Genomic DNA, 23,573 nt, shown 5'->3' on the forward strand with positions numbered 1-23,573 from the left:
CCCACCGAGAAGAAGGACTCCCGCGCACTCGCCGGGTTGCAGCGATTCGGGCGCAGTCTCATGCTGCCCATCGCCGTGCTCCCCGCCGCAGGCATCCTGCTCCGCATCGGCCAGCCCGATCTGCTCGGACGCTTCACCCCGCTCGAGACCACCGCATCGGTGATCTCGGCCGCGGGGCAGTCGGTCTTCACGTGGCTTCCCCTCATCTTCGCAGTCGGCATCGCGATCGGCTGGGCGAAGAAGTCGGACGGCTCCACCGCGTTGGCCGCGGTGGTCGGTTACATGGTGGTCGACGGCGTCTTCACGGCCATGTCGCCGGTGGTGCTCGACGGCGAGGTCGACGCGAACGGCGACCCTGCCGTCATCGACTACGGCGTGCTGGCCGGCATCATCATCGGTCTGCTCTCCGCCGTTCTCTGGCAACGCTTCTACCGTCAGAAGCTGCCCGACTACCTGGGCTTCTTCAGCGGCCGACGCCTCGTCCCGATCCTGACGGCGATCACCGGTCTCGTGGTCGGCGTCCTGATGTCCTTCGTGTACCCGCTGTTCTACAGCGCCCTGAACTGGGTGGGCACCACCGTCGCCGATCACTCCGTCGTGGGCAGCGGTATCTACGGTTTCGCCAATCGCATGCTCATCCCGACCGGCCTGCACCACATCCTCAACTCCGTCGTGTGGTTCCTCGTCGGTGACTACACGGACGCGAGCGGCCAGATCGTCCGAGGCGACCTCAACCGCTTCTTCGCCGGGGACCCGAGCGCCGGAGTGTTCATGACCGGCTTCTTCCCGATCATGATGTTCGCGCTGCCTGCCGCTGCCTTCGCGATCTACCGCAACGCGAAGCCGTCCCAGAAGAAGCTCGTCGGCGGCATCATGCTCTCGACCGGTCTCACGGCCTTCGTCACCGGTATCACCGAGCCGCTCGAGTACTCGTTCATGTTCGTCGCCTGGCCGCTCTACATCGTGCACGCGGTGCTGACCGGTACCTCGATGGCGTTGACCAACGCACTGGGCATCCACGACGGCTTCTTCTTCTCCGCAGGCGGTATCGACTACCTGCTGAACTACGGCATCGCCACCAAGGCATGGCTTCTCATCCCGATCGGCCTGGTCTACGCCGTCATCTACTACGTGCTGTTCAGCTTCGTCATCAAGAAGTGGAACCTGCGCACGCCCGGACGTGAGGACGACGTGACCCTCGACGACGCGGCGGTGACCACCGGCGCACCGGCGGCCACCACCGCATCGACGGACGCCACGACCGCGCCGACGGACAAGCCGGCCGGCGGCGGCTCGGCGTGACCCTCCTCCGCGGGCGCGTCGTCCTGGTGGACGGCGTGCTCGAGGACGGGGTGGTGGAGTTCGAGGACGATCGGATCGTCCGGGTGGGCCCGGCCCGCGGGCGGACGGACATCGCCGTCCCGCCGTCGTCCTCGACGATTCTGCCGGGCATGGTGGACGTGCACTGCCACGGCGGCGGGGGAGCAGGCTTTCCCGATGCCACGGCCGACGCCGTCGATGCCGCTGTCGCGCATCACGTGCGCAGCGGGACGACGACCATGCTCGCCTCCCTCGTGTCCGCCCCGCGCGAGGTGCTCGTCGACAGGACGACACTGCTGGCGGAGCTGTGGCGCCGCGGCGACATCGCGGGCGTTCATCTCGAGGGGCCGTTCCTCGCCCGTAGCCGTTGCGGTGCACAGGATCCGGCGGCGATCGTTCCGGGTGATCCGCGTCTCCTCGAGGCCGTGGTGACGGCCGGCGGGGGAGCCGTGCGGTCGATGACGCTGGCACCGGAGACCGCGAACCTGGACGCCCTCGCTCGGGTGATGGCCGAGAACGACATCCGTCCGAGCGTGGGCCACACCGACGCCGATGCGGTCACGGTCACGGCAGCGCTGGCGCGGCTGACCGGGCCGGTGAGCGCCACCCATCTGTTCAACGGGATGCCGCCGCTGCATCATCGGGCGCCCGGACCGGTGGCCGCGTGTCTCGCGGCGGCGGGACGCGGCGAGATGGTGCTCGAACTCATCGGTGACGGTGTGCATCTCGATTCCTGGACGGTCGCCATGGTGGTCGACCTCGTCGGACCCGACGGCATCGTGTTCGTCTCCGACGCCATGGCCGCGGCCGGGATGAGCGACGGCCCCTACCGATTGGGCTCGCTCGACGTGACGGTCGCGGACGGGGTGGCGCGCCTGACGCAGTACGGCGACGAGCCGGGAGCCATCGCGGGCGGAACGTCGACAGTCCTCGACATCGTGCGACGGGCGGTGGCCGAGTCGGGAGTCGACCTGGTGTCGGCGGTGCGCATGGGGGCGACCACACCGGCTCGGTTCCTCGGCCTGCAGGACACGGTGGGGCGCCTGGCGGCCGGGATGCGCGCGGACATCGTGATCACCGATGCCGATCTGACCGTGACGAGCGTCGTGAGGCGCGGACGAGTGGAAGTGGGTGTGCCGGATGGAGATCGTCATCCGTGACGACGCAGCGGCGGTGCACCGCACCGTGGCGGACATCGTCGAACGCAGGGTTCGGCAGGGTGCCGCGGTGCTGGGCGTGGCGACGGGGTCCACCCCGTTGGGCACGTACCGGGAGCTCGGTCGGCGGCATCGCGAGGAGGCGTTGTCGTTCGCGTCCTGCCGGGCGTTCCTCCTCGACGAGTACGTGGGTCTGCCGGCCGCCCATCCGCAGTCGTACCGTTCGGTGATCGCCACGGAGTTCGCTGCGGAGATCGACATCGACCCGGATGCCATCGACGGTCCGAACGGCGAGGCGGCGGACGTCGCGGCCGAGTGCGCTCGCTACGACGCCGCGATCGCCGCGTCGGGCGGTGTGGACGTGCAACTGTTGGGCATCGGGTCCGACGGCCACATCGGCTTCAACGAACCGGGGTCGTCGCTCGTCTCCCGCACGCGGGTCAAGACCCTCACGCGCCGCACGCGGGAGGACAACGCACGCTTCTTCCACTCCGCCGACGAGGTACCGCATCACGTGGTGACCCAGGGTCTGGGCACGATTCTCGAGGCCCGCCATCTGGTCCTCGTCGCACTCGGCGAAGGGAAGGCGGACGCTCTCGCCGCGTCGGTGGAGGGGCCGCTGGCCGCGTCCTGTCCGGCGTCGGTGATCCAGATGCATCCGCACGTGACCGTGGTCGTCGACGAGGGCGCGGCGTCGGCGCTGGGGTCGAGTGACTACTACCGGTACGCGTTGTCGGAGAAACCCACATGGCAGCACTTCTGATCGTCGGACGTCCGGTCCCTACAGTGAGCGGATGACCTTGTCGACACTGCGTACGCGTCTCCGCGGATCCACCGTCCTCGTCACCGGCGCGAGCTCGGGCCTGGGTGCCGATTTCGCACGACGCTTCGCGTCCCTCGGGTGCGACGTCGTGCTCGTCGCGCGGCGACTCGATCGCCTCGAGGAGTTGGCGGCGGAGATCTCCTCCCGGCACGGTGTCACCGCCACCCCGATCGCCGCGGACCTCGCCGTGCCCGGTGCGGGATCGGCGCTGAAGGCGACTCTCGGTCACCGCGGCATCACGGTGCACTCGCTGATCAACAATGCGGGATTCGGGACGCACCAGCCGTTCGTCGAGGAGGATCCGGTGACGCTCGGCAACGAGATCGCCGTGAACATCGCTGCTGTCGTCGATCTCTCGCGTGCGTTCCTGCCGGGCATGATCGAGCACGGCGCGGGTGTGCTGGTCACGCTCGCGAGCACGGCGGCGTACCAACCGCTCCCGGGAATGGCCGTCTACGCGGCGAGCAAGGCGTTCGTGCTCAGCTTCACCGAGGCGCTGGCCGTCGAGACTCGCGGGACCGGTGTCACCGTCATGGCGGTCTCGCCGGGTCCCACCGAGACCGAGTTCTTCGAGGTGCTCGGCAGCAAGGACGCCGCGTTCGGGAAGATGCAGACGTCGGAACAGGTCATGGACACGACGTTCGCGGCGCTCGCGGCCAAGCGGCCCCCGGCCTCGGTGGTGTCCGGAGTGAACAACAAGCTGCAGTCGGCCGGTGTGCGGTTGCTCCCACGTCGCGCCGCCCTCGAGGTCACCGCCAGAATGTTCCGTGAGTAGTCGGCTGGTCGAACGACCTCAGCGCCGACTGAACTCGGAGGCCCGCTGGATCTGCTCGGTGCGCAGGCGCACGCCGGTGTACAGCGCGAATTGCTCCGCGGCCTGCAGTGCCACCACCTGCGCACCGGTGATCACGGGCTTTCCGGCGGCGCGCGCCGCGACGATCAGCGGTGTCTCGGACGGCACCGCGACCACGTCGACGACGGCGCGAGCGGCGGCGATCTGCTCGGTGGCGAACGGCAGCGCGTCGGAGTCCGGACCGCCGGCCATCCCGACGGGTGTCACGTTGACGAGGACGTCGGCCGAGACGTCGTCGGCGGTGGCCGACCAGCCGTAGCCGTACTTCTCGGCGAGAGCCGGTCCGGTTCTCTCGTTGCGCGCCACGACAGTTCCCGTGGTGAAGCCCGTGTCCCGCAGCGCGGCGACGACGGCCTTGGCCATGCCGCCGCTGCCCGTGACCGCGACCGACCACGACGGGTCGAGACCGGCCTCCCGGACGAGGTCCGCGACGGCCTGGTAGTCCGTGTTGTAGGCGTGCAGCACGCCGTCCTCGTTGACGATGGTGTTCACCGAGTCGATCGCGGACGCCGAGTCGTGCATGACGTCGACGTGCTCGATGCAGGCCTCCTTGAACGGCATGGACACTCCGCAGCCGCGGATTCCGAGCGCACGGATTCCGGCGACGGCCGCGGGGAGGTCGGTGGTGGTGAACGCCTTGTAGACGAAGTTCAGATCCAGCTCGTCGTAGAGGTAGTTGTGGAACCGGGTCCCGATGTTGCTGGGCCGCCCCGACAACGACATGCAGAGCTGGGTGTCTTTGGTGAACACACGCGACATGACGGGCAGCGTAACGGTTCCGGCGACGGCTCGGGTTCGGACGGAGTCAGGGGCAGGAGTTCGACACCGTGGCCAGCACGTCCCGGTCGGCCACCGTGACGGGAAGCCCGTACCGGACGGCCACCGTGAGGAACCGCCCCGCGTAGTAGCAGTGGTACGCGCCGTTGGGAGGCATCCAGTCCGAGGGGGTCTTGTCGCTCTTCGACTGGTTCTCCGCACCCGAGACGGCCATGAGGTTGTACGTGATGTCGTTGGCGAAACGGATGCGCTGATCGAGCGGCCACTGCCATGCGCCCATGTCCCACGCCGCCGCCAGCGGGTAGGTGTGGTCGATCTGCACGTCGCCCGCGCTCTGCTTGCTGAACGGCAGCACCGATCCCGTGAACGGATCGCTCAACGATCCCGCCACGACGACGCAGTCGTTGGTTCCCGGCCGGAACTGCACGTCGGTGAGCGCGAGCTGCAGCACGTTGTCGCGGGTGCCGCAGCCGTCGTGTCCGCCCGGACCGTCGTAGTCGTCGGTCCAGGCGGGACCGAACACGCATCCGTCCCCGGCCTTGCAACTGCGCTCGTACCCCGGCACGTCGGGCCGGGAGTCCACGACGGCGACCTGCGCGAGCAGTGACTCGATCGTCGTCGCGGGGGGACTGCCCGGTGCGGGAGTGGGCGCGCCCAGCAGCGTCGAGCAGCCGGTGAGGACGGCCAGGACCATCGCGGCGACGAGCGCGGACGCGAGACGCCGCGTCGGCCGGGTCGAGGAGAAGGTCACGAGGAGCGAGTATGCCGGGTGGGTCCGACAGGACGCGGGACGTTCTGCACAGGCCTCGCAGTGATTGGATGGCACCATGCTCCACGGCCTCTGGACCCCCGGTCGAGGCCTGATGTTGTGGGAGGACGACGACGCCCCGAGCGGCGACCGTCACTCGGCCGACACGCCGGAGCTCCCGCCTCACCTAGCCAAGGTGATGTCCCGACGGATGCGGCACCGTGCCGACGTCACCCTGCCGACGCCGCGCGGACACGTGGCGGTGTCGATGCCGTCGATCGCGCTGGCGCCGGCGGACGCAGCGGAACTGCTGTTGCGCGTTCCGCCCCGCCACCCCGCGATCTCCGGTGATCTGCGCTATCTCGCCCTCGTGGTGGCCGGGGTGGAGCGGTGGGTCCGTGCTGCGCGGGTGGTCCCGGTGCAGGTGCGGTTCGAGTCGCAGTGGTGGCTGCGGTGGCGACTGGTCGGAGGGGAGCCACAGCGCGCGTGGCGCGCGGAACTGGCGGCCGCGATGCCGCCGGTGCAGAGTGCGGAGGGCGGTGCGCGCGCCGTCCTCGACGACCTGCTCGCCGAGGTGACGGATCCGATCGTGCGCCGCGTCATCGGACGCCCCGGAGTCGAGCATCCGCTCCTGTGGTCCCTCGTCGAGGAGGAGCCGTACGAGGAGGGATCGGCTCGCTCCGAGGCGGCACTGGAGCAGTGGCGGGCGAGCCTGCGCGGCGACGAGCCCGAGCTGGTCCTGCGGCTCACCGAACCGGACGACGACGACGAGACCGGGGAGCCGTTGTGGCCGCTCGAGGTGTTGCTGCGTCCGGACGGTGAGGCGCCGACGCCGGTAGTGGTGCACCGCGGCGGCGGAGCGCCGGGTGTGCGGGACGCGGAACTGTTCCGGGTCGCGGTGGCGAAGCTCGGCGAGGCGATGGCCGCGTACGAGCCGCTGCGCTCGATGGCGACGGACACCGGCTCGCTCGACATGCTGCTGCCCACGGCGGCGGTGACCGACTTCGTGCTGCACGGGGTCGAGAAGCTGCGTGCCGTGTCGGTCGGGGTGCTGCTTCCGCGGGCGTGGAGTCGCCTCGACGCGTCGTTGCGGCTGAAGGTCGACTCGCCGCCGTCGCCCACCGCGGAGAACCGGGCGGTGGGGTTGGACGAGATCGTCTCGTACGACTGGCAACTGGCCATCGGCGACATGGAACTGACGCCGGAGGAGATGGCCCGGCTCGCGTCGACGAAGGGCGACCTGGTGCGACTGCGCGGCACCTGGGTGCAGGCCGACGGAACCGCCCTGAGCCGCGCGATCGAGTACGTGAAGAAGCAGAACCGGGACCGCGCCCTGCCGCTCGCCGACGTGCTGGGGCAGTTGTCCGCCGAGAAGCCGCCGCCGGTTCCCGTCGAGCGGATCGAGGCCACCGGCTGGGCGCAGAAGTTGCTCGACCCGGACCGCCGGCCGGAACCGGTGGAGGTGCCCGACTCGGTGCACGCGACGCTGCGGCCGTATCAGCAGCGCGGTGTGGAGTGGCTCGCCTTCATGAGTTCGGCCGGCCTCGGGGCGGTACTGGCCGACGACATGGGGTTGGGAAAGACGCTGCAGCTGCTGGTTCTCCTGGCGCACGAGCGATCGGTGACACCGACGTTGCTCGTCGCGCCCATGTCGGTGGTGGGCAACTGGCAGCGCGAGGCGGCAAGGTTCGTGCCGACCCTGCGCGTACTGGTGCACCACGGGCCGGATCGCGCGACGGGGGACGACCTGACGGCTGCGGTGCGCTCGCACGATCTGGTGGTCACGACGTACGCATTGTTGGCTCGCGACGTGGGCGAACTGTCGGCGCAGACCTGGCGACGGGTGGTGCTCGACGAGGCCCAGCACGTCAAGAACAGCAGCACGGCGCAGGCCCGCGCGGCGCGGGCGATTCCCGCGGCGCACCGGATCGCGCTGACGGGCACGCCCGTGGAGAACCGGTTGGACGAGCTCCGGTCGATCTTCGACTTCTGCAACCCCGGCATCCTGGGCACCCCGGCCACGTTCCGGGCACGCTTCGCGATCCCGATCGAACGCGAGAAGGAGGAGACCGCCGTGGCCAGGTTGCGCTCTCTCACGTCACCGTTCGTTCTGCGGCGGGTGAAGACCGACAAGACGGTCATCGCGGACCTGCCCGACAAGTTCGAGATGACCGTGCGCTCGAACCTCACCGCCGAGCAGGCGAGCCTGTACCAGGCCGTCGTCGACGAGATGATGCGACAGATCGCCGAGAGCGAGGGCATGGCGCGCAAGGGTGCGGTGCTCGGCGCGCTGACCCGGCTCAAGCAGGTGTGCAACCACCCGGCGCACTTCCTCGACGACGGGTCGACGGTGTTACGTCGTGGCAAGCACCGCTCCGGCAAGCTCGCACTCGTGGACGACATCCTCGACTCGGTCCTCGGCGACGGCGAGAAGGCGTTGTTGTTCACCCAGTTCACGGCGTTCGGATCGATGGTGGCGCCGTACCTCGAACGCCGGTTCGGCGTTCCCGTCCCGTTCCTGCACGGTGGTGTGAGCAAGGGTCGACGGGACGCGATGGTCGAGGAGTTCCAGTCCGCCGGCGGTCCTCCGATCATGGTGCTCTCGCTCAAGGCGGGTGGCACCGGCCTCAACCTGACGGCCGCCAATCACGTGGTGCACCTGGACCGGTGGTGGAATCCGGCGGTGGAGAACCAGGCGACGGATCGCGCGTTCCGCATCGGCCAGCGCAAGGACGTCCAGGTGCGCAAGTTGTTGTGCGTCGGCACCGTGGAGGAGCGCATCGACACCATGCTCACCACGAAGAAGGATCTGGCCGATCTCGCGGTGGGCTCCGGCGAGAGTTGGATCACCGAGTTGTCGACGGGGGAGTTGCGCGATCTGCTCACGCTCTCCGAGGACGCGGTGGGCGACTGATGGCGCAGTTCGACCAGTTCGGCCCCCGGCGGCGGATCCCGGACGGCATCGCGGCGAAGACCTCTCGGGGCGCCTTCGGTCGCACGTGGTGGGGCAAGCAGTTCGTGGAGACCATCGAGTCGATCGCCGACGCCGGGCGGCTCTCGCGCGGACGGACGTACGCCCGCGGCGGGCAGGTGATCTCCCTCGAACTCCGGCCGGGGCGGATCGACGGCGACGTCCAGGGCAGTCAGGTGGAGCCGTTCTCGGCGTCCGTGAGCATCGCTGTCCTGGATCCGTTCGACATGGACGCGCTGATGTCCGACGTACAGGAGTCGCCCGGCATGCTGACCGAGCTCGCCTCCGGCTCGGTTCCGCGGGCGCTGGGGCCGCGGCTGCTGCTGTCGAGTGCGTCGCAGCTCGATTTCGACTGCACCTGTCCCGACAGCGGGTGGCCCTGCAAGCACGCCGCGGCGCTGACGTATCTCGCCGCGGAGCGGATCGACGAGGACCCGACCCGCCTGCTGGCGCTGCGCGGAGTCGACCTCGATGCCCTGGTCGGGTTCGTCGAGGACGCGGAGGCGACGGTCGATCCGGACGATCACTTCGGTGACGCGACGACGCTGCCGGCGCTGCCGGACCCGCTGTTCTCGCCGGCGTCGGACGATCTCGAGGCGTCGTTGCTGCGCATCGCGTTGCGGACTGCGGACGTCGACGAGCGCGGGGTGCGGTCCGCGATGGCGGAGCTCGATGCGCTCTACCGGCGGATGGGCGGGGCGTGAGCCTGGACATACGTGGACGTCCGACTATAGGATCACCTCACTCAACGACGACGAAGGTGGATCCGTGACCCGAGAACTGACGCACTACATCGGTGGACAGCACGTGGCGGGGGAGTCGGGCCGTTTCGCCGACGTCTTCGACCCGAACACCGGCGAGGTGCAGGCCCGCGTTCCGCTCGCCAGTACGGCGGAGGTCGAGGCGGCCGTGGCGAACGCCGAGGAGGCGCAGGTCGAGTGGGCGCTGCAGAATCCGCAGAAGCGTGCCCGCGTCCTGATGCGCTTCCTGGCCCTGATCAACGAGAACATGGAGCCGCTCGCACAGTTGCTCTCGTCCGAGCACGGCAAGACCGTGGCCGATGCCAAGGGCGACATCCAACGCGGACTCGAGGTCGTCGAGTTCGCCACCGGCATCCCGCATCTGCTCAAGGGTGAGTTCACGGCGAGTGCCGGAACGGGTATCGACGTGTACTCGATGCGTCAGCCTCTCGGTGTCGTCTCCGGCATCACCCCGTTCAACTTCCCCGCGATGATCCCGCTGTGGAAGGCCGCGCCCGCCATCGCCTGCGGCAACGCGTTCATCCTCAAGCCGTCCGAGCGGGACCCCTCCGTGCCGCTGCGGTTGGCCGAACTCTTCCTCGAGGCCGGTGGCCCTCCCGGAATCTTCAACGTCGTCAACGGTGACAAGGAAGCAGTCGACGCGATCCTGACCGACCCGCGCGTCAGTGCGGTGGGCTTCGTCGGCTCCACGCCCATCGCCCAGTACATCTACGAGACGGCGGCGGCGCACGGCAAGCGCGCCCAGTGCTTCGGCGGAGCGAAGAACCACGCCATCGTCATGCCCGACGCCGACCTCGACGAGGTGGCCGATGCGCTGATCGGTGCCGGCTACGGCAGTGCGGGTGAGCGCTGCATGGCCATCTCCGTGGCCGTGCCCGTCGGCGAGGAGACCGCGGAGGCCCTGCGCGCCAAGCTGGTCGAGCGCGTCGAGAAGCTCAGCGTCGGACGCAGCGACGATGCGGGCAGCGACTTCGGACCGCTCATCACGGCCGAGGCCGTCCAGCGCGTCACGGACTACGTGCAGATCGGTGTCGACGAGGGTGCGGACCTGGTGGTCGACGGCCGAGGCTTCTCCCTTGCCGGCCACGAGAACGGGTTCTTCACCGGCGCAACGCTGTTCGACAAGGTGACGACGGACATGCGCATCTACAAGGAGGAGATCTTCGGACCGGTGCTGCAGATCGTGCGTGCGGCCGACTACGAGGAGGCGCTGCGCCTGCCGTCGGCTCACGAGTACGGCAACGGTGTCGCGATCTTCACGCGCGACGGTGACACGGCGCGCGACTTCACCGCGCGGGTCAATGTCGGCATGGTCGGCGTCAACGTTCCCATTCCGGTGCCGATCGCGTACCACACCTTCGGTGGCTGGAAGCGGTCCGGATTCGGCGACCTCAATCAGCACGGACCGGATTCGGTGCGGTTCTACACCAAGACCAAGACGGTCACCCAGCGGTGGCCCAGCGGCCGCAAGGAAGCTGTGGCGCAGAACCACTTCGTCATCCCGACGATGGACTGACGGTGGCGGACATCTTCGCGCTCGACGAGGACGAGCGCGCGATCAGCGAGACGGCAGCGGATTTCGCCGCGGAGTTCCTCGCTCCGAACGCCGTGGAGTGGGACCGGACCAAGCACTTCCCGGTCGACGTCCTGCGCAAGGCCGCCGCTCTCGGTATGGGCGGGATCTACATCGCCGAGGACGTCGGCGGCTCCGGTCTGCGCCGCGTCGACGCCGTGCGGATCTTCGAGAAGCTCGCCGCAGGTGATCCGTCGATCGCCGCGTACCTGTCGATTCACAACATGGTGGCGTGGATGATCGACACCTACGGCTCCGACGATCAACGGCGACAGTGGCTTCCGGCTCTGTGCTCGATGGAGACCCTGGGCAGCTACTGCCTCACCGAACCGGGCGCCGGATCCGACGCGGCCGCGCTGTCGACCAAGGCGGTGCGCGACGGGGACACCTACGTCCTGAACGGCGTGAAGCAGTTCATCTCGGGTGCCGGCGAGTCCGCCGTCTACGTCGTCATGGCACGCACCGGCGGGCCCGGCCCGTCCGGCATCTCCGCGTTCGTCGTCGAGAAGGACACGCCGGGACTGTCGTTCGGCGCCAACGAGGCCAAGATGGGCTGGAACGCGCAGCCCACCCGCCAGGTGATCCTGGAGGACGTCACGGTGCCGGCCGAGAATCTGCTCGGCGGCGAGGGCAACGGGTTCCGCATCGCGATGAACGGTCTCAACGGCGGTCGCATCAACATCGCGGCCTGCTCGCTGGGCGGCGCGACGGCGGCGTTCGACGCCGCGGTGTCCTACCTCGCCGACCGTCGTGCGTTCGGATCACGGCTGCTCGACGCGCAGGCACTGCAGTTCCGCCTGGCCGACATGCGGACAGATCTCGAGGCGGCCCGGGTCCTGCTCCTGCGGGCCGCGAGTGCTCTCGACGCCGATGCTCCCGACAAGGTGCAGCTGTGTGCGATGGCGAAGAAGTTCACCACCGACGTGGGGTTCACCGTGGCCAACGACGCGCTCCAGTTGCTCGGTGGCTACGGCTATCTCAGTGAGTACGGTCTGGAGAAGATCGTCCGCGATCTCCGAGTGCACCAGATCCTGGAAGGAACGAACGAGGTCATGCGAATCGTCATCGCCCGATCGGTGGTGGGTGCCGCGTGAGCGACACCGCCGCGGAGAACTCCGACGTCCTGCTGACGGTCGACCGCGGGGTCGCCACGGTCACCCTGAACCGGCCGCGCGCGATCAACGCGCTCAGCCACGCGATGGTGCGCGACATCGACGCGGCTCTCGTGCGGTGGGAGGACGACCCGTCGGTGCGCGCCGTGCTGATCACCGGCAACGGTGAGCGCGGACTGTGCGCCGGTGGCGACATCGTCGCGATCCACGACGACGCGAAGGCGAAGGCGGGCGAGAACTGGCCGACGGGGTCCGCCACCGCGAAGTTCTGGCGGGACGAGTACGTCATGAACTCGCGGATCAACCGGTACGGCAAGCCGATCGTCGCTCTGATGGACGGTGCGGTGATGGGCGGCGGAGTGGGTATCTCCGCTCACGCGACGGTCCGCATAGTGACGGAGAAGTCGAAGGTCGCGATGCCCGAGGTCGGCATCGGCTTCGTTCCGGACGTCGGCGGGACGTATCTCCTCGCCCGGACGCCCGGCGAGATCGGCACTCACCTCGCGTTGACCACCGCGCGCATGACGGCGGGCGACGCCGTCGCTGCCGGATTCGCCGACCACTTCGTGCCCACCGAGGATCTGCCGGCGTTCGTCGAAGCCCTGCACACGGGCACCGTCGACACCGCGCTGTCGCTCGTCTCGCCCGTTCCCGAGTCGGCTCTGGCGGCGCAGCGTGAGTGGATCGACGCGGCCTACACGGGCGACGACGCGGCGAGCATCGTCGCGCGGTTACGTGCCGACGGCCGCGACGAGGCCGTCGCTGCGGCCGACGCGATCGAGGCGAAGTCCCCCACGTCGGTGGCGGTCACGCTCCGCTCACTGCGCCGCGCGGCCGCGGCCTCGTCGCTGGACGAGGTCCTCGACGACGAGTACCGCGTGTCCATCGCCTGCCTGGACAGCCCCGACCTCGTCGAGGGCATACGCGCGCAGGTGGTGGACAAGGATCGTCGACCGCGCTGGCGGCCTGCCCATCTCGATGACGTCACCACCTCCGACGTCGATCGTTTCTTCGCACCGCTCGGCGACGCCGAGTTGGGTCTGACGTCCGCTGCGGCGGACTCCGTCTCGAAAGGACCACAATCGTGAGCACCGTGATCGCCTTCCTGGGGCTGGGGCACATGGGCGGGCCGATGGCGGCCAACCTCGCCGCGGCCGGCCACGACGTCCGAGGCTTCGACCTCGTTCCCGCCTCGCTCGACCAGGCGCGGGAGAAGGGCATCACGGTCGCCGAGTCGGCCGCCGATGCCGTGGCGGGTGCCTCGGTGGTGGTGACGATGTTGCCCAGTGGCAAGCACGTCCTCGACTGCTATGCCGACGTCGTCCCCGCTGCCGGCGCCGGCACGCTGTTCATCGACTCCTCGACCATCGACGTGGCCGATGCCCGTACGGCGGCCGACGTCGCGCGGGCCGCGGGCCACCGCGCCGTCGACGCTCCCGTGTCGGGCGGCGTCGGTGGAGCCACCGCGGGCACGCTGACGTTCATGGTCGGGGGCGACGACGCTGCCGTCGCCGAGGCGAATCCGCTGCTCGAGATCATGGGTCGCAAGATCGTGCACTGCGGACAGAGCGGCAACGGCCAGGCGGCCAAGCTGTGCAACAACATGATTCTCGGGGTCTCCATGATCGCCGTCAGCGAGGCCTTCGTGCTCGGGGAGAAGCTGGGGCTGACCAATCAGGCACTGTTCGACGTCGCCAGCACGGCATCGGGACAGTGCTGGGCGTTGACCACCAACTGTCCCGTTCCGGGACCGGTGCCGACGAGTCCCGCGAACAACGACTACACGCCGGGATTCGCCGCCGCGTTGATGCGCAAGGATCTGGGTCTCGTGTCGGAGGCCGTGCGCGCCAACGGTGTCGAGGCGCAGCTGGGCATGCTGGCCTCGGCGATGTACGAGGCGTACGCCGCCGAGCACGGCGACAGGGACTTCTCCGGCATCGTGCAGGACATCCGTGAGCGTTCGGGCGGTACCGCGTGAGCGACGTCGGGACGCCGACAGTGGAGACGCAGCAATTCGAGACGATCACGGTCGAGACCAGGGGCCGCGTCGGCGTCATCACGCTGAACCGGCCGAAGGCGCTGAACGCGTTGAACTCTCAGCTGATGACCGAGGTGGTCGAGGCTGCCGTGGCGTTCGATCGTGATCCGGCGATCGGGGCGATCGTGGTGACCGGTTCCGAGAAGGCGTTCGCGGCCGGTGCCGACATCAAGGAGATGCAGTCCAAGACCTACATGGAGGTCTACACGCAGGACTTCTTCTCCGAGTGGGACGCGTTCGCCGCAGTGCGCACACCGACCATCGCCGCCGTGGCGGGTTACGCCCTCGGTGGGGGTTGCGAGCTGGCCATGATGTGCGACATCTTGATCGCAGCGGACACGGCTCAGTTCGGCCAACCGGAGATCGCTCTGGGGGTGATCCCCGGAATCGGTGGCTCCCAACGGTTGACCCGTGCCGTCGGCAAGGCCAAGGCCATGGAGATGTGTCTGACCGGCCGCAAGATGGGCGCCGAGGAGGCGGAGCGAGCAGGGCTCGTGTCGCGGATCGTGCCGGCGGCCGATCTGCTCGCCGATGCGCTGGAGACGGCCGAGACGATCGCCGCGAAGTCGCTGCCCATCGCTGTCATGGCGAAGGAAGCCGTGAATCGGGCGTTCGAATCGACTCTGGCGGAGGGTGTTCGGTTCGAACGTCGCTTGTTCCACTCGACGTTCGCCACCGACGATCAGACCGAGGGCATGACCGCCTTCACCGAGAAGCGTCAGCCGGTGTTCCGCCACCGCTGATCCGGCCGTACCGAGATCCGGTGCGACGCTCCTCGCCCGAGCGAGGGGAGTGGCACCGGATCTCTGCTGTCACCAGCCGGACGTGTCCTCGTCGTCGAAGTCCCCGGCGCGCCGCCGGACCCCTGCGAGGATGGACACCAGTCTGTCCAGATCCGCACCCGCGACTCCGGGGAGCCCGAACACGCGGTCGTTGAGATCTTCCGTCGCCTTGACCGCCAATTGCCGTCCCGCCTCGGTGATCTCGACGAGTGTGGTGCGGCGATCCGTGGGGTGCGGTACCCGCGTGACCAGGTCCGCCTTCTCCAACCTGTCGACGGCGTTGGTCACCGAGGTGGGATGGACCTGCAGGCGTGCGCTGGCTTTCGCCATCGGCAGGGCGCCGGTCTTCGTGAAGGTGAGCAGGGTGAGCAACTCGTAGCGAGCGAAGGTCAGCCCCGTGGGTTTGAGGACCTCTTCGACGCGCGCCATCATGATCTGTTGGACGCGCATGATGGACGTGACCGCGGCCATGCCGTCGGCGGCGTCCGACCATCCGTGGCGGATCCACTGACGGTGAGCTTCCGCGATGGGGTCCAGCGGAAGCTTCGGCGCTGACGACATGGGTCGATCTTCCCACGTTCGCACGGTGGATCGACTCGGCGCACGACCGAGTCGATCGCCACATCCGTCACATCTGCATCATGCGACACTTTGGTATCAATGCAGTCTCGACGACCGTGACCTGACGAAACCCGTGATCGAATCGGACCACACGGTTCCCACGGGACCGCACGCGCATCTCGATCCCGAGATCGTCGACCCCGAGCCATTCAGGAGCATGCATGCGTACATTCCGTCGGCCTCGTCGAACGGTGGCCGCCCTGGCCATCGCCTGCGCCGGAGCGCTCGCGCTGCCGGCCGTCGCCTCTGCCGATCCGGCACCCGCTCCGGACCCGTTCCAGCAGGCGCTGGCCACTCTCGAGGGATCCGCTGAGCCGGGGGACGTCGCCCTCGAGGCGGCGCGCGCCGTGCTGGGTGCTGCACCGTCGGTCGATGTCGCGGAGCCCGCCGGTACGAACCCGCTGGCGCTGCTGGACGCTGCGAACGGACTGCTCGGCGGCTTCGGTCTCACGCCGTTCTTCTACCCGACGGCCGCGATCAACTGCTCCGCGCTCCCGGGTGCGCCGCTCGGCATCGTGCCCGCGGTCGCCGGTTCGGCTCCCGGCTCGTACACGCCGAAGGTGCCGGGTGTCACCATTCCGACACTGCCCGGGATCGACACCACGATCGCCGATCCGGGCGAGACGCTGTACGCCTTCGTTCCGGCGCCCGGCGGCATCGTGAACGACGGTGCGAACAAGTCCGGCATGCAGGTGGCGTGGTTCAACGTCAACACGCTGAAGGGTGGCTTCGCCGACATGGGTGGTCTCACCGACGTCGTCCTCGCGGAGATCATCGAGCCACTGGGTGAGCCGTTCCGTTCCATCGGACGCGACCTGCTGACGAACAACCTCTCGAAGTTCCCCAATGCCGGTGTGCGCCTGGCACCCGTCGCCACGGGCTCGGGCACCGTGTTGTCGGCGATCTTCGGCCAGGTCTCGCACGACGGCAAGACCTGCGCGTTCTTCCCGACGGTGGGGCTCACTCAGGTTCCCTGACACCGGACGCACGAGAAGAACGGGCATCGACCACTGTGGTCGGTGCCCGTTCTGCGTTACGGTCGCGGCATGACGGAGGGAACGGTGCGGGAGTGGCGAGCCGACGGGATCCACGGCGTCGTCCACGAACCTGCCGGCGCACCCGTCGCGACGGCCGTGCTCGCCCACGGTGCGGGAAGCAACTGCGACGCAGCGATTCTGGTGGCCGTCGCCAACGAGCTCGCGGACCGTGGGGTACTGACGGCGCGGATCGATCTCCCGTTTCGTCAGGCTCGGCCCAAGGGCCCTCCGAACCGAGCGGGCGCCGCCGCGGATCGTGCCGGTATCGCCGCCGCGGTGCGGGCGCTGGATGCGCGGGGACCGGTGATCGTCGGGGGTCACTCGTACGGCGGCCGTCAGGCCTCGATGCTCCTCGCCGAGGACCCCGACATCGCGGACGCTCTTCTCGCACTGTCCTATCCGCTGCACCCGCCGACGAAGCCGGACACCCTGCGGACCGAGCACTTCCCGGGCATCGCCGCTCCGACCGTGATCGTGCACGGCTCGCGGGACCCGTTCGCCACCGGCGACGAACTGCGCGAGCACACGACGCGGATCGGGGGAGCGGTGACCATCGTGACGATCGAGGCTGCGGGACACGACCTGGCGCCTGCGAGGAAACCGACGGCCCGGCTGACGGCCGACGCCGTGATGACGGCGCTCCTGGCGAACGACTGACGGTGCTCGCACCGGGCGAGTGATGGGTGCCCCCGGCAGGATTCGAACCTGCGGCCTTCCGCTCCGGAGGCGGACGCTCTATCCCCTGAGCTACGGGGGCGCACCGGAGCGAACTCCGATGTGCCGTTTCGGGCGGTGCCAACAGTAGCGCATCACGCGATCAGAGCGGAGCAGCACCCTTCTCGGTGAGCGTCTGCGTCATCAGCTGAGCCTCCGAGGTCTGGGTGTTCACCATCGTCTGCGCGAGATTGCGCACCGCGGGCGTCTCCGCGTGCACCGCGCCGTACTCCATCATCGGCAGACCACCTTCGTGGTGGCGCAGCATCAACTGGAGGAACAGCACGTCCAGTGCCGGACCGGTGGCGGCGCGCAGCGCCGTCATGTCCTGCGTACTCGCCATACCCGGCATGGTCTGCACGGGACCGGTGGACGAGCCGGACCCGGACATGGACGACATGGACGAGCCGGACATGGAGTGTCCTCCGTCCTCCGTCATCCAGCCCATGTAGCCGCCCGTCGGCAACGGAGCGGCGTCCCAGAGCGCCAGCCAGCCCTGCATCTGGCCGGCCTGGTTCTGCTGTGTCGTGAGGATGTCGTACGCGAGATTCTTGACCAGCGGATCGGAGGCGCCACTGAGCGCGATGGTCGCCATCTCGATCGCCTGGTTGTGGTGCACGGTCATGTCCTGCGAGAACCCGACGTCGACCGAATCGGCGCCCGGTGTGGGTGCCGGATCGTCCCGCAACGGGGTCTGCGCGAGGAAGCCGACGGCGAACCCGATGACGAGCAGGGCCACCGCGCCCAGGACCAGCAGGGCCGATCGCTGACTCCGCTGCGCCGTGGGCCGTTCCTCCGTCGTCACGCTCACGGTGTGGGCACTGCCGCGCCGTCGGTGGGCAGGCCGTCGGTGGGCAGGCCCAGCCCGCCCGGGAGCTGACCCGCACCCGTCTCGGAGGCGTCGGGGGTCAGGCCTTCGCCGCTCATCGGCACCGCGTCGGGGCCCGGTGCACTGCCGTCGAACGGCGGCGGGTTGTCCTGGTCGAAGGTCTCCGGCGTCGTGGAGCAGCTCGCGCCGACCTCGGGGTAGGCGTAGCGGTTCAGGCGCAGTGCGGCGATGAAGTGGTCGATCCGGGGGTCGTCGACACTGTCGAGCTTGAGCTGATGGCCCCACGACTGCAGCGAGATCGGGGAGTCGAGTCCGGGGTAGGCGGACATGAGCATGTACTGCTGGTTCTCGACCTTGGCGGCCAGCGTCGAGATCTGGTCCTCGCTCAGGTCGTCCGGGTTGTAGGCGATCCAGACGGCGCCGTGCTCGAGCGAGTGCACGGCATTCTCGGTGCGCAGACCGTCCGGGTAGACCGTGCCCATGCAGTTGGCCCACACCTGGTCGTGCGGGCCACCGAACGGCGGCGACTGGTCGTAGGCGACACGCTGCGAGCCGGTGACGTGCAGCGCAGCGGGATAGTCCTGCGTGACCACGCCGTCGATGCCGGTCGACGGGTCCTGGTTCTCCTCGGTGGGAGCGAAGCGCTGCGCCTCGGCGCGGTCCTGGTACTTGGGCACCAGGTTCCAGGCCAGTGCGCCGATCAGCGCGATGACCACGACGGATGCCGCCACCGTCAGCCACGGGATCTGGCGCCGCTTGCCCGATCCCACGCTGGAGGGGACACCACCCTTGTTCCGGGTGCCGGTCTTGCTGGCAGCCTTGATGGCCTTGGCTGACTTCTTGTCGGAACCGCTTGGCATGGTCGGAGCGCTCTTTCGATCGAGGAGATGAGTGGCCGCGTACTCGAGGCAGCCCCACTGTACGGAGGGAGTCTGAGCCCTCGCTGAAGCGCTCCCGTCGGACCCACCGGTGACCGCGGTCGGGGTGCTGTGCAGCGAGACCATAGGATAAGGCCCCGTGACTCCCGCCGACCTCGCCGAACTGCTGCATGCCACCGCAGCGGCCGTGCTCACCGAGCACGGACTCGATCCTGCCGTGTTGCCCGCGACGGTGACGGTGGACCGCCCGCGCAATCCCGAGCACGGCGACTACGCGACCAACGTCGCGATGCAGGTGGCCAAGAAGGCGGGCGTCAGCCCCCGCGACCTGGCGATCTGGCTCGCGGACGCTCTGGCCGGTGCCGACGCTGTCGAGGCCGTCGACGTGGCCGGTCCCGGATTCCTCAACATCCGGCTCGCGAAGTCCGCTCAGGGCGCCATCGTGGAGCGCGTGCAGCGCGAGAACGATCGCTACGGCTGGTCCGACGAGCTCACCGGGACCTCGATCAACCTGGAGTTCGTCTCGGCGAACCCCACGGGTCCCGTGCACCTGGGCGGCGCCCGCTGGGCCGCGGTGGGCGACGCCCTGGGACGCATCCTCACCTCGCGGGGTGCCGCGGTCACCCGCGAGTACTACTTCAACGATCACGGCGCGCAGATCGATCGGTTCGCACGCTCGCTGGTCGCCTCGGCGCTGGGTCTGCCCGCTCCGGAGGACGGCTACGCGGGCGAGTACATCGCCGAGATCGCCGCGGCCGTCGTCACGCAGCGACCGGACGTGATGGGTCTGCCCGACGACGAGCGGCAGGAGGTGTTCCGAGCCCTCGGCGTCGACGCGATGTTCACGAAGATCAAGTCGGACCTGCACGAGTTCGGCACCGACTTCGACGTGTACTTCCACGAGAACTCGCTCTTCGAGTCCGGCGCGGTCGAGCGCGCTGTGGAGACGCTGAAATCCTCGGGCAACCTGTACGAGAAGGACGGGGCCTGGTGGCTCCGCAGCACCGAGTACGGCGACGACAAGGATCGCGTCGTGGTCAAGAGCGACGGCAACGCCGCGTACATCGCCGGCGACATCGCGTACTTCCAGGACAAGCGATCTCGCGGGTTCGACCTGTGCATCTACATGCTCGGCGCGGACCACCACGGCTACATCGGTCGGCTCAAGGCCGCTGCCGCAGCCTTCGGCGACGATCCGGCGACCGTCGAGGTGCTCATCGGTCAGATGGTCAACCTCGTCCGCGACGGTGTCGCCGTGAAGATGAGCAAGCGTGCGGGCACGGTGATCTCTCTCGACGACCTCGTGGAGGCCATCGGGATCGACGCCGCGCGGTACGTGATGGTGCGGTCGTCGGTCGACTCGTCGATCGACATCGATCTCGCGCTGTGGGCGAGCCGGAGCAACGACAACCCGGTGTACTACGTGCAGTACGCCCACGCCCGGTTGTGTTCTCTCGCCCGCGGTGCCGAGGAGCTGGGCGTCTCCGCCGCGGATCCCGACTTCGCGCTGCTGACCCATGCCGCGGAAGGTGACCTCGTCCGTACCGTCGGGGAGTTCCCCCGCGTCGTCGCCAGTGCGGCGGGGCTGCGCGAACCCCACCGGATCGCCCGGTACCTCGAGGAGTTGGCGGGTGCCTATCACCGGTTCTACGGAGCGTGTCGAGTACTTCCCCGAGGAGACGAGGATCCGATGCCCGTCCACACAGCGCGGCTCGCCCTGGGCGACGCCACCCGGCAGGTCCTGGCCAACGGCCTGGCCATGCTCGGTGTCAGTGCACCGGAGAAGATGTGAGCGCGCATCCCGCCGGGCCGCGGCACGCCGAGCAGTCGGGCCCCGGCACCCCGGAGCGTCCGGCGGACAGCGCGGCACTCACGGACCTTCATCCGAAGGTGTTCCCCCGCAACGCAGCTCGTGGTGACGACGGCGTCGTGACGCTGGCCGGTGTTCCGGTGACGGAACTCGCCGCCACGTACGGCACGCCGCTGTTCGTCATCGACGAGGACGATTTCCGGTCGCGCTGCCGCGAGATGGCGGAGGCGTTCGGTGCCCCCGAGCGGGTGCACTACGCGTCCAAGGCCTTCCTGTGTGGGGAGATCGCTCGCTGGGTCGCGGACGAGGGTCTGTCCCTCGACGTGTGCTCGGGCGGCGAGCTGGCGATCGCACTGAACGCGGGCTTCCCGGCGAACCGGATCGCGATGCACGGCAACAACAAGTCACGGGCCGAACTGGAGGCGGGAGTGCGCGCCGGTGTCGAGCACGTCGTGCTGGACTCGATGATCGAGATCGACCGGCTCGACGAGGTCGCTGCCGCGGCGGGAACGGTGCAGGACGTCCTGATCCGCATCACCGTCGGGGTCGAGGCACACACGCACGAGTTCATCGCCACCGCCCACGAGGACCAGAAGTTCGGCTTCAGCCTGTCCGACGGCAGCGCGCTCCGGGCCGTCAGTCGGGTGTTCGAGACCGACAATCTGCGCCTCGTCGGCCTGCACTCGCACATCGGATCCCAGATCTTCGAGGTCGACGGGTTCGAGCTCGCGGCTCACCGCGTGATCGGGTTGCTGCGCGACATCAAGGCCGAGTTCGGCACCGAGAAGACCTCGCAGATCACCGTGGTCGATCTCGGCGGCGGCATGGGCATCCACTACGTGCCGGGGGACAACCCGCCTCCCGTGCAGGATCTGGCCGCCAAGCTCGCCCACATCGTCGAGTCCGAGTCGGCGGCCGCCGGGATCCCTACTCCGACACTGGCAGTGGAGCCCGGACGCGCGATCGCGGGACCGGGCACCGTGACGCTGTACGAGGTGGGCACCGTCAAGGACGTCACCGTCGACAGCACCCACACGCGCCGCTACATCAGCGTCGACGGGGGCATGAGCGACAACATCCGGACCTCGCTCTATCAGGCCGAGTACGTCGGCCGCCTCGCGTCGCGTACGTCGGAGGCTCCGGCCGTTCTGGCCCGGATCGTCGGAAAGCACTGCGAGAGTGGCGACATCGTCATCCGCGACACGTGGCAGCCCGAGGATCTCGGTCCCGGTGACCTGTTCACCGTGGGCGCGACGGGTGCGTACTGCTACTCGATGTCGTCCCGGTACAACCTTCTGCCCCGTCCGGCCGTCGTCGCCGTGCGGGACGGGCAAGCGCGGCTGGTACTCCGCCGCGAAACGTTCGACGACCTGCTCAGCTTGGAGGTAGACCGGTGACCGCTCCAGAATCGTCAGTGTCGTCGGAGGCCGCGGCCTTCGTCAGTCCCGTGGACAAGCCGATCGGCGTCGCCGTCCTCGGTATGGGGAACGTCGGCAGCGAGGTCGTGCGCATCCTGCTCGATCACGCCACCGATCTCACCGCCCGCGTCGGTGCGCCGCTCGTGCTGCGGGGAGTCGCGGTGCGCGACATCGGCAAGGACCGCGGCATCGACCCCGACCTGCTGACCACCGACGTGCGCGCACTCGTCGCGCGCGACGATGTCGACCTGGTGGTCGAGGTGCTCGGCGGCATCGAGCCGGCCCGCGAACTGATCCTCGCCGCGCTCAACGCCGGCAAGTCGGTCGTCACGGCCAACAAGGCACTCCTCGCCGAGTACACCGGTGAGTTGGCCGACGCCGCCGAGAGCCACCGCGCCGACCTGTACTTCGAAGCCGCTGTGGCAGGGGCCATTCCGGTGGTCCGGCCGCTGATGCAGTCTCTCGCCGGCGACCGGGTGAACCGTGTCATCGGCATCGTCAACGGCACGACGAACTTCATCCTCTCGGCCATGGACGAGACGGGTGCGGACTACGCGGACACGCTCGCGGAGGCGGGACGGCTGGGATACGCGGAGGCGGATCCGACGGCCGACGTCGAGGGCTTCGATGCTGCGGCGAAGGCCGCCATCCTGGCCTCGCTCGCGTTCCACACGCGGGTCACCTCGGCCGACGTACACCGCGAAGGGATCTCCTCGATCACCGCGGCGGACATCGCCACCGCGCGTGCGTTCGACTGCACCGTCAAGCTTCTCGCGCTGTGCGAGCGTGTGAGTGACGACGACGGCAACGACCGCATCTCCGTCCGCGTCTACCCGTCGCTCGTACCGCTGTCGCACCCGCTCGCCTCGGTGTCGGGTGCCTTCAACGCCGTCGTGGTCGAAGCCGAGGCCGCGGGACGGCTCATGTTCTACGGCCAGGGTGCGGGCGGCGCTCCCACCGCGTCCGCCGTCATGGGCGACCTGGTGATGGCGGCGCGCAACAAGTTCTACGGCGGCCGTGGACCCGGGGAGTCGACGTACGCCAAGCTCCCCGTCGCACCCATGGGGGACACCCCCACGCGGTACCACGTCAACATGCAGGTCGCGGATCGCGCCGGAGTGCTCTCCGCCGTCGCGGCCGAGTTCGCCAAGAACGACGTCAGCATCTCCACGGTGCGCCAGGAGGGCGCGAGCAAGCATGCCCGTCTCGTCGTCGTCACGCACCGCGCCAAGGACTCGGCTCTGGCGGCCACCGTTGACGCGCTGAAGGAACTCGACATCGTCACCGCCGTCACCAGCGTTCTCCGACTCGAGGGAACGTCCGAATGATCGGGATCTCGATGGCGGAATCG

Annotated in this window: 21 protein-coding genes and 1 tRNA gene; 16 read left to right on the top strand and 6 right to left on the bottom strand. The window is 68.9% G+C overall.

Annotated elements, in window-relative coordinates; translation table 11 throughout:
* The first annotated feature begins 60 nt into the window (after positions 1-60).
* The 4 genes from QE397_RS04120 to QE397_RS04135 are packed head-to-tail and all read left to right on the top strand — an operon-like array spanning position 61 to position 4,075.
* Positions 61-1,302, top strand: coding sequence for a PTS transporter subunit EIIC (locus QE397_RS04120; protein ID WP_373425274.1), 1,242 nt, complete (start codon positions 61-63; stop codon positions 1,300-1,302).
* Positions 1,299-2,480, top strand: coding sequence for an N-acetylglucosamine-6-phosphate deacetylase (locus QE397_RS04125; protein ID WP_307091934.1), 1,182 nt, complete (start codon positions 1,299-1,301; stop codon positions 2,478-2,480). Before QE397_RS04120 ends, QE397_RS04125 begins: the two co-directional genes overlap by 4 nt.
* Positions 2,461-3,240: a glucosamine-6-phosphate deaminase gene (gene nagB / locus QE397_RS04130; protein WP_222632735.1), complete on the top strand. Its 780-nt coding sequence runs from the start codon at positions 2,461-2,463 to the stop codon at positions 3,238-3,240. The genes QE397_RS04125 and nagB overlap by 20 nt, the downstream gene beginning before the upstream one ends.
* Positions 3,241-3,271: 31 nt before the next feature.
* Entirely contained in the window at positions 3,272-4,075 is an 804-nt protein-coding gene (locus tag QE397_RS04135) for an SDR family oxidoreductase (RefSeq protein ID WP_307091936.1), read from the top strand.
* Positions 4,076-4,093: 18 nt separating this feature from the next.
* Here the strand turns inward: QE397_RS04135 and QE397_RS04140 are convergent, their stop codons facing one another.
* Together QE397_RS04140 and QE397_RS04145 are read right to left on the bottom strand one after the other, a co-directional pair.
* The gene (locus QE397_RS04140; RefSeq protein ID WP_027507246.1) at positions 4,094-4,912 is read right to left on the bottom strand and encodes a shikimate 5-dehydrogenase; all 819 of its coding nucleotides are present in this window, start codon (positions 4,910-4,912) and stop codon (positions 4,094-4,096) included.
* A 46-nt stretch (positions 4,913-4,958) separates the two neighbouring features.
* Positions 4,959-5,624, bottom strand: a complete 666-nt coding sequence (locus QE397_RS04145) for an HNH endonuclease family protein (protein WP_307097345.1) — start codon at positions 5,622-5,624, stop codon at positions 4,959-4,961.
* A gap of 133 nt (positions 5,625-5,757) precedes the next feature.
* On the opposite strand from QE397_RS04145, the gene QE397_RS04150 reads away from it, so the two are divergent.
* The 7 genes from QE397_RS04150 to QE397_RS04180 all read left to right on the top strand — a co-directional run bounded on the left by QE397_RS04150 (position 5,758) and on the right by QE397_RS04180 (position 14,876).
* On the top strand, positions 5,758-8,592 hold the full coding sequence (locus QE397_RS04150) for a DEAD/DEAH box helicase (protein WP_307091938.1): 2,835 nt from the start codon (positions 5,758-5,760) through the stop codon (positions 8,590-8,592).
* The gene (locus QE397_RS04155) at positions 8,592-9,353 is read left to right on the top strand and encodes an SWIM zinc finger family protein (RefSeq protein WP_037187418.1); all 762 of its coding nucleotides are present in this window, start codon (positions 8,592-8,594) and stop codon (positions 9,351-9,353) included. Before QE397_RS04150 ends, QE397_RS04155 begins: the two co-directional genes overlap by 1 nt.
* Before the next feature lie 64 nt (positions 9,354-9,417).
* Positions 9,418-10,926: a CoA-acylating methylmalonate-semialdehyde dehydrogenase gene (locus tag QE397_RS04160; RefSeq protein ID WP_027507242.1), complete on the top strand. Its 1,509-nt coding sequence runs from the start codon at positions 9,418-9,420 to the stop codon at positions 10,924-10,926.
* 11 nt (positions 10,927-10,937) lie between these two features.
* Positions 10,938-12,077: an acyl-CoA dehydrogenase family protein gene (locus QE397_RS04165; protein ID WP_027507241.1), complete on the top strand. Its 1,140-nt coding sequence runs from the start codon at positions 10,938-10,940 to the stop codon at positions 12,075-12,077.
* Complete coding sequence (locus QE397_RS04170) at positions 12,074-13,183, top strand: enoyl-CoA hydratase/isomerase family protein (protein WP_307091942.1); 1,110 nt, start codon at positions 12,074-12,076, stop codon at positions 13,181-13,183. Before QE397_RS04165 ends, QE397_RS04170 begins: the two co-directional genes overlap by 4 nt.
* Positions 13,180-14,073, top strand: coding sequence for a 3-hydroxyisobutyrate dehydrogenase (mmsB, locus tag QE397_RS04175; RefSeq protein ID WP_056448476.1), 894 nt, complete (start codon positions 13,180-13,182; stop codon positions 14,071-14,073). The genes QE397_RS04170 and mmsB overlap by 4 nt, the downstream gene beginning before the upstream one ends.
* Positions 14,074-14,093: 20 nt before the next feature.
* Positions 14,094-14,876 carry an enoyl-CoA hydratase gene (locus QE397_RS04180; protein WP_027507238.1) on the top strand — a complete coding sequence of 261 codons (783 nt, stop codon included), beginning with the start codon at positions 14,094-14,096 and terminating at the stop codon, positions 14,874-14,876.
* Between the two features lie 69 nt (positions 14,877-14,945).
* Here QE397_RS04180 and QE397_RS04185 read toward each other — a convergent pair whose 3' ends face one another.
* Positions 14,946-15,476 carry a MarR family winged helix-turn-helix transcriptional regulator gene (locus tag QE397_RS04185; protein WP_027507237.1) on the bottom strand — a complete coding sequence of 177 codons (531 nt, stop codon included), beginning with the start codon at positions 15,474-15,476 and terminating at the stop codon, positions 14,946-14,948.
* A 221-nt stretch (positions 15,477-15,697) separates the two neighbouring features.
* Here QE397_RS04185 and QE397_RS04190 point away from each other — a divergent pair, with 221 nt between their 5' ends.
* Both QE397_RS04190 and QE397_RS04195 read left to right on the top strand, forming a co-directional pair.
* Positions 15,698-16,513: a hypothetical protein gene (locus tag QE397_RS04190; protein WP_307091944.1), complete on the top strand. Its 816-nt coding sequence runs from the start codon at positions 15,698-15,700 to the stop codon at positions 16,511-16,513.
* A gap of 69 nt (positions 16,514-16,582) precedes the next feature.
* Complete coding sequence (locus QE397_RS04195; protein ID WP_222645928.1) at positions 16,583-17,230, top strand: alpha/beta family hydrolase; 648 nt, start codon at positions 16,583-16,585, stop codon at positions 17,228-17,230.
* A 27-nt stretch (positions 17,231-17,257) separates the two neighbouring features.
* Here the strand turns inward: QE397_RS04195 and QE397_RS04200 are convergent.
* The 3 genes from QE397_RS04200 to QE397_RS04210 form a co-directional block, all read right to left on the bottom strand.
* Positions 17,258-17,330 (bottom strand) — tRNA-Arg (locus tag QE397_RS04200).
* A gap of 60 nt (positions 17,331-17,390) precedes the next feature.
* Entirely contained in the window at positions 17,391-18,092 is a 702-nt protein-coding gene (locus tag QE397_RS04205; protein WP_307091946.1) for a DUF305 domain-containing protein, read from the bottom strand.
* A 2-nt stretch (positions 18,093-18,094) separates the two neighbouring features.
* Positions 18,095-18,976, bottom strand: coding sequence for a DUF3105 domain-containing protein (locus tag QE397_RS04210; RefSeq protein WP_027507233.1), 882 nt, complete (start codon positions 18,974-18,976; stop codon positions 18,095-18,097).
* Between the two features lie 157 nt (positions 18,977-19,133).
* Here QE397_RS04210 and argS point away from each other — a divergent pair, with 157 nt between their 5' ends.
* The 3 genes from argS to QE397_RS04225 are packed head-to-tail and all read left to right on the top strand — an operon-like array spanning position 19,134 to position 23,550.
* Entirely contained in the window at positions 19,134-20,786 is a 1,653-nt protein-coding gene (gene argS / locus QE397_RS04215) for an arginine--tRNA ligase (RefSeq protein ID WP_307091948.1), read from the top strand.
* Positions 20,783-22,201 (top strand): diaminopimelate decarboxylase, encoded by a 1,419-nt coding sequence (gene lysA, locus QE397_RS04220; protein WP_056448484.1) that lies wholly within the window; start codon positions 20,783-20,785, stop codon positions 22,199-22,201. The genes argS and lysA overlap by 4 nt, the downstream gene beginning before the upstream one ends.
* Entirely contained in the window at positions 22,198-23,550 is a 1,353-nt protein-coding gene (locus QE397_RS04225) for a homoserine dehydrogenase (RefSeq protein WP_155957165.1), read from the top strand. The genes lysA and QE397_RS04225 overlap by 4 nt, the downstream gene beginning before the upstream one ends.
* Positions 23,551-23,573 lie beyond the last annotated feature (23 nt).

The organism is Rhodococcus sp. SORGH_AS_0301 (genome assembly GCF_030818285.1).
Taxonomy (GTDB): Bacteria; Actinomycetota; Actinomycetes; order Mycobacteriales; family Mycobacteriaceae; genus Rhodococcoides.

Excerpts from the sequence above, each read along its gene's own strand:
- QE397_RS04120 (WP_373425274.1), top strand. The coding sequence starts at position 61 with ATGCTGCCCATCGCCGTGCTCCCCGCCGCAGGCATCCTGCTCCGCATC.
- nagB (WP_222632735.1), top strand. The coding sequence starts at position 2,461 with ATGGAGATCGTCATCCGTGACGACGCAGCGGCGGTGCACCGCACCGTG.
- QE397_RS04135 (WP_307091936.1), top strand. The coding sequence starts at position 3,272 with ATGACCTTGTCGACACTGCGTACGCGTCTCCGCGGATCCACCGTCCTC.
- QE397_RS04140 (WP_027507246.1), bottom strand. The coding sequence starts at position 4,912 with ATGTCGCGTGTGTTCACCAAAGACACCCAGCTCTGCATGTCGTTGTCG.
- QE397_RS04145 (WP_307097345.1), bottom strand. The coding sequence starts at position 5,624 with ATGGTCCTGGCCGTCCTCACCGGCTGCTCGACGCTGCTGGGCGCGCCC.
- QE397_RS04150 (WP_307091938.1), top strand. The coding sequence starts at position 5,758 with ATGCTCCACGGCCTCTGGACCCCCGGTCGAGGCCTGATGTTGTGGGAG.
- QE397_RS04155 (WP_037187418.1), top strand. The coding sequence starts at position 8,592 with ATGGCGCAGTTCGACCAGTTCGGCCCCCGGCGGCGGATCCCGGACGGC.
- QE397_RS04185 (WP_027507237.1), bottom strand. The coding sequence starts at position 15,476 with ATGTCGTCAGCGCCGAAGCTTCCGCTGGACCCCATCGCGGAAGCTCAC.
- QE397_RS04190 (WP_307091944.1), top strand. The coding sequence starts at position 15,698 with ATGCGTACATTCCGTCGGCCTCGTCGAACGGTGGCCGCCCTGGCCATC.
- QE397_RS04195 (WP_222645928.1), top strand. The coding sequence starts at position 16,583 with ATGACGGAGGGAACGGTGCGGGAGTGGCGAGCCGACGGGATCCACGGC.
- QE397_RS04210 (WP_027507233.1), bottom strand. The coding sequence starts at position 18,976 with ATGCCAAGCGGTTCCGACAAGAAGTCAGCCAAGGCCATCAAGGCTGCC.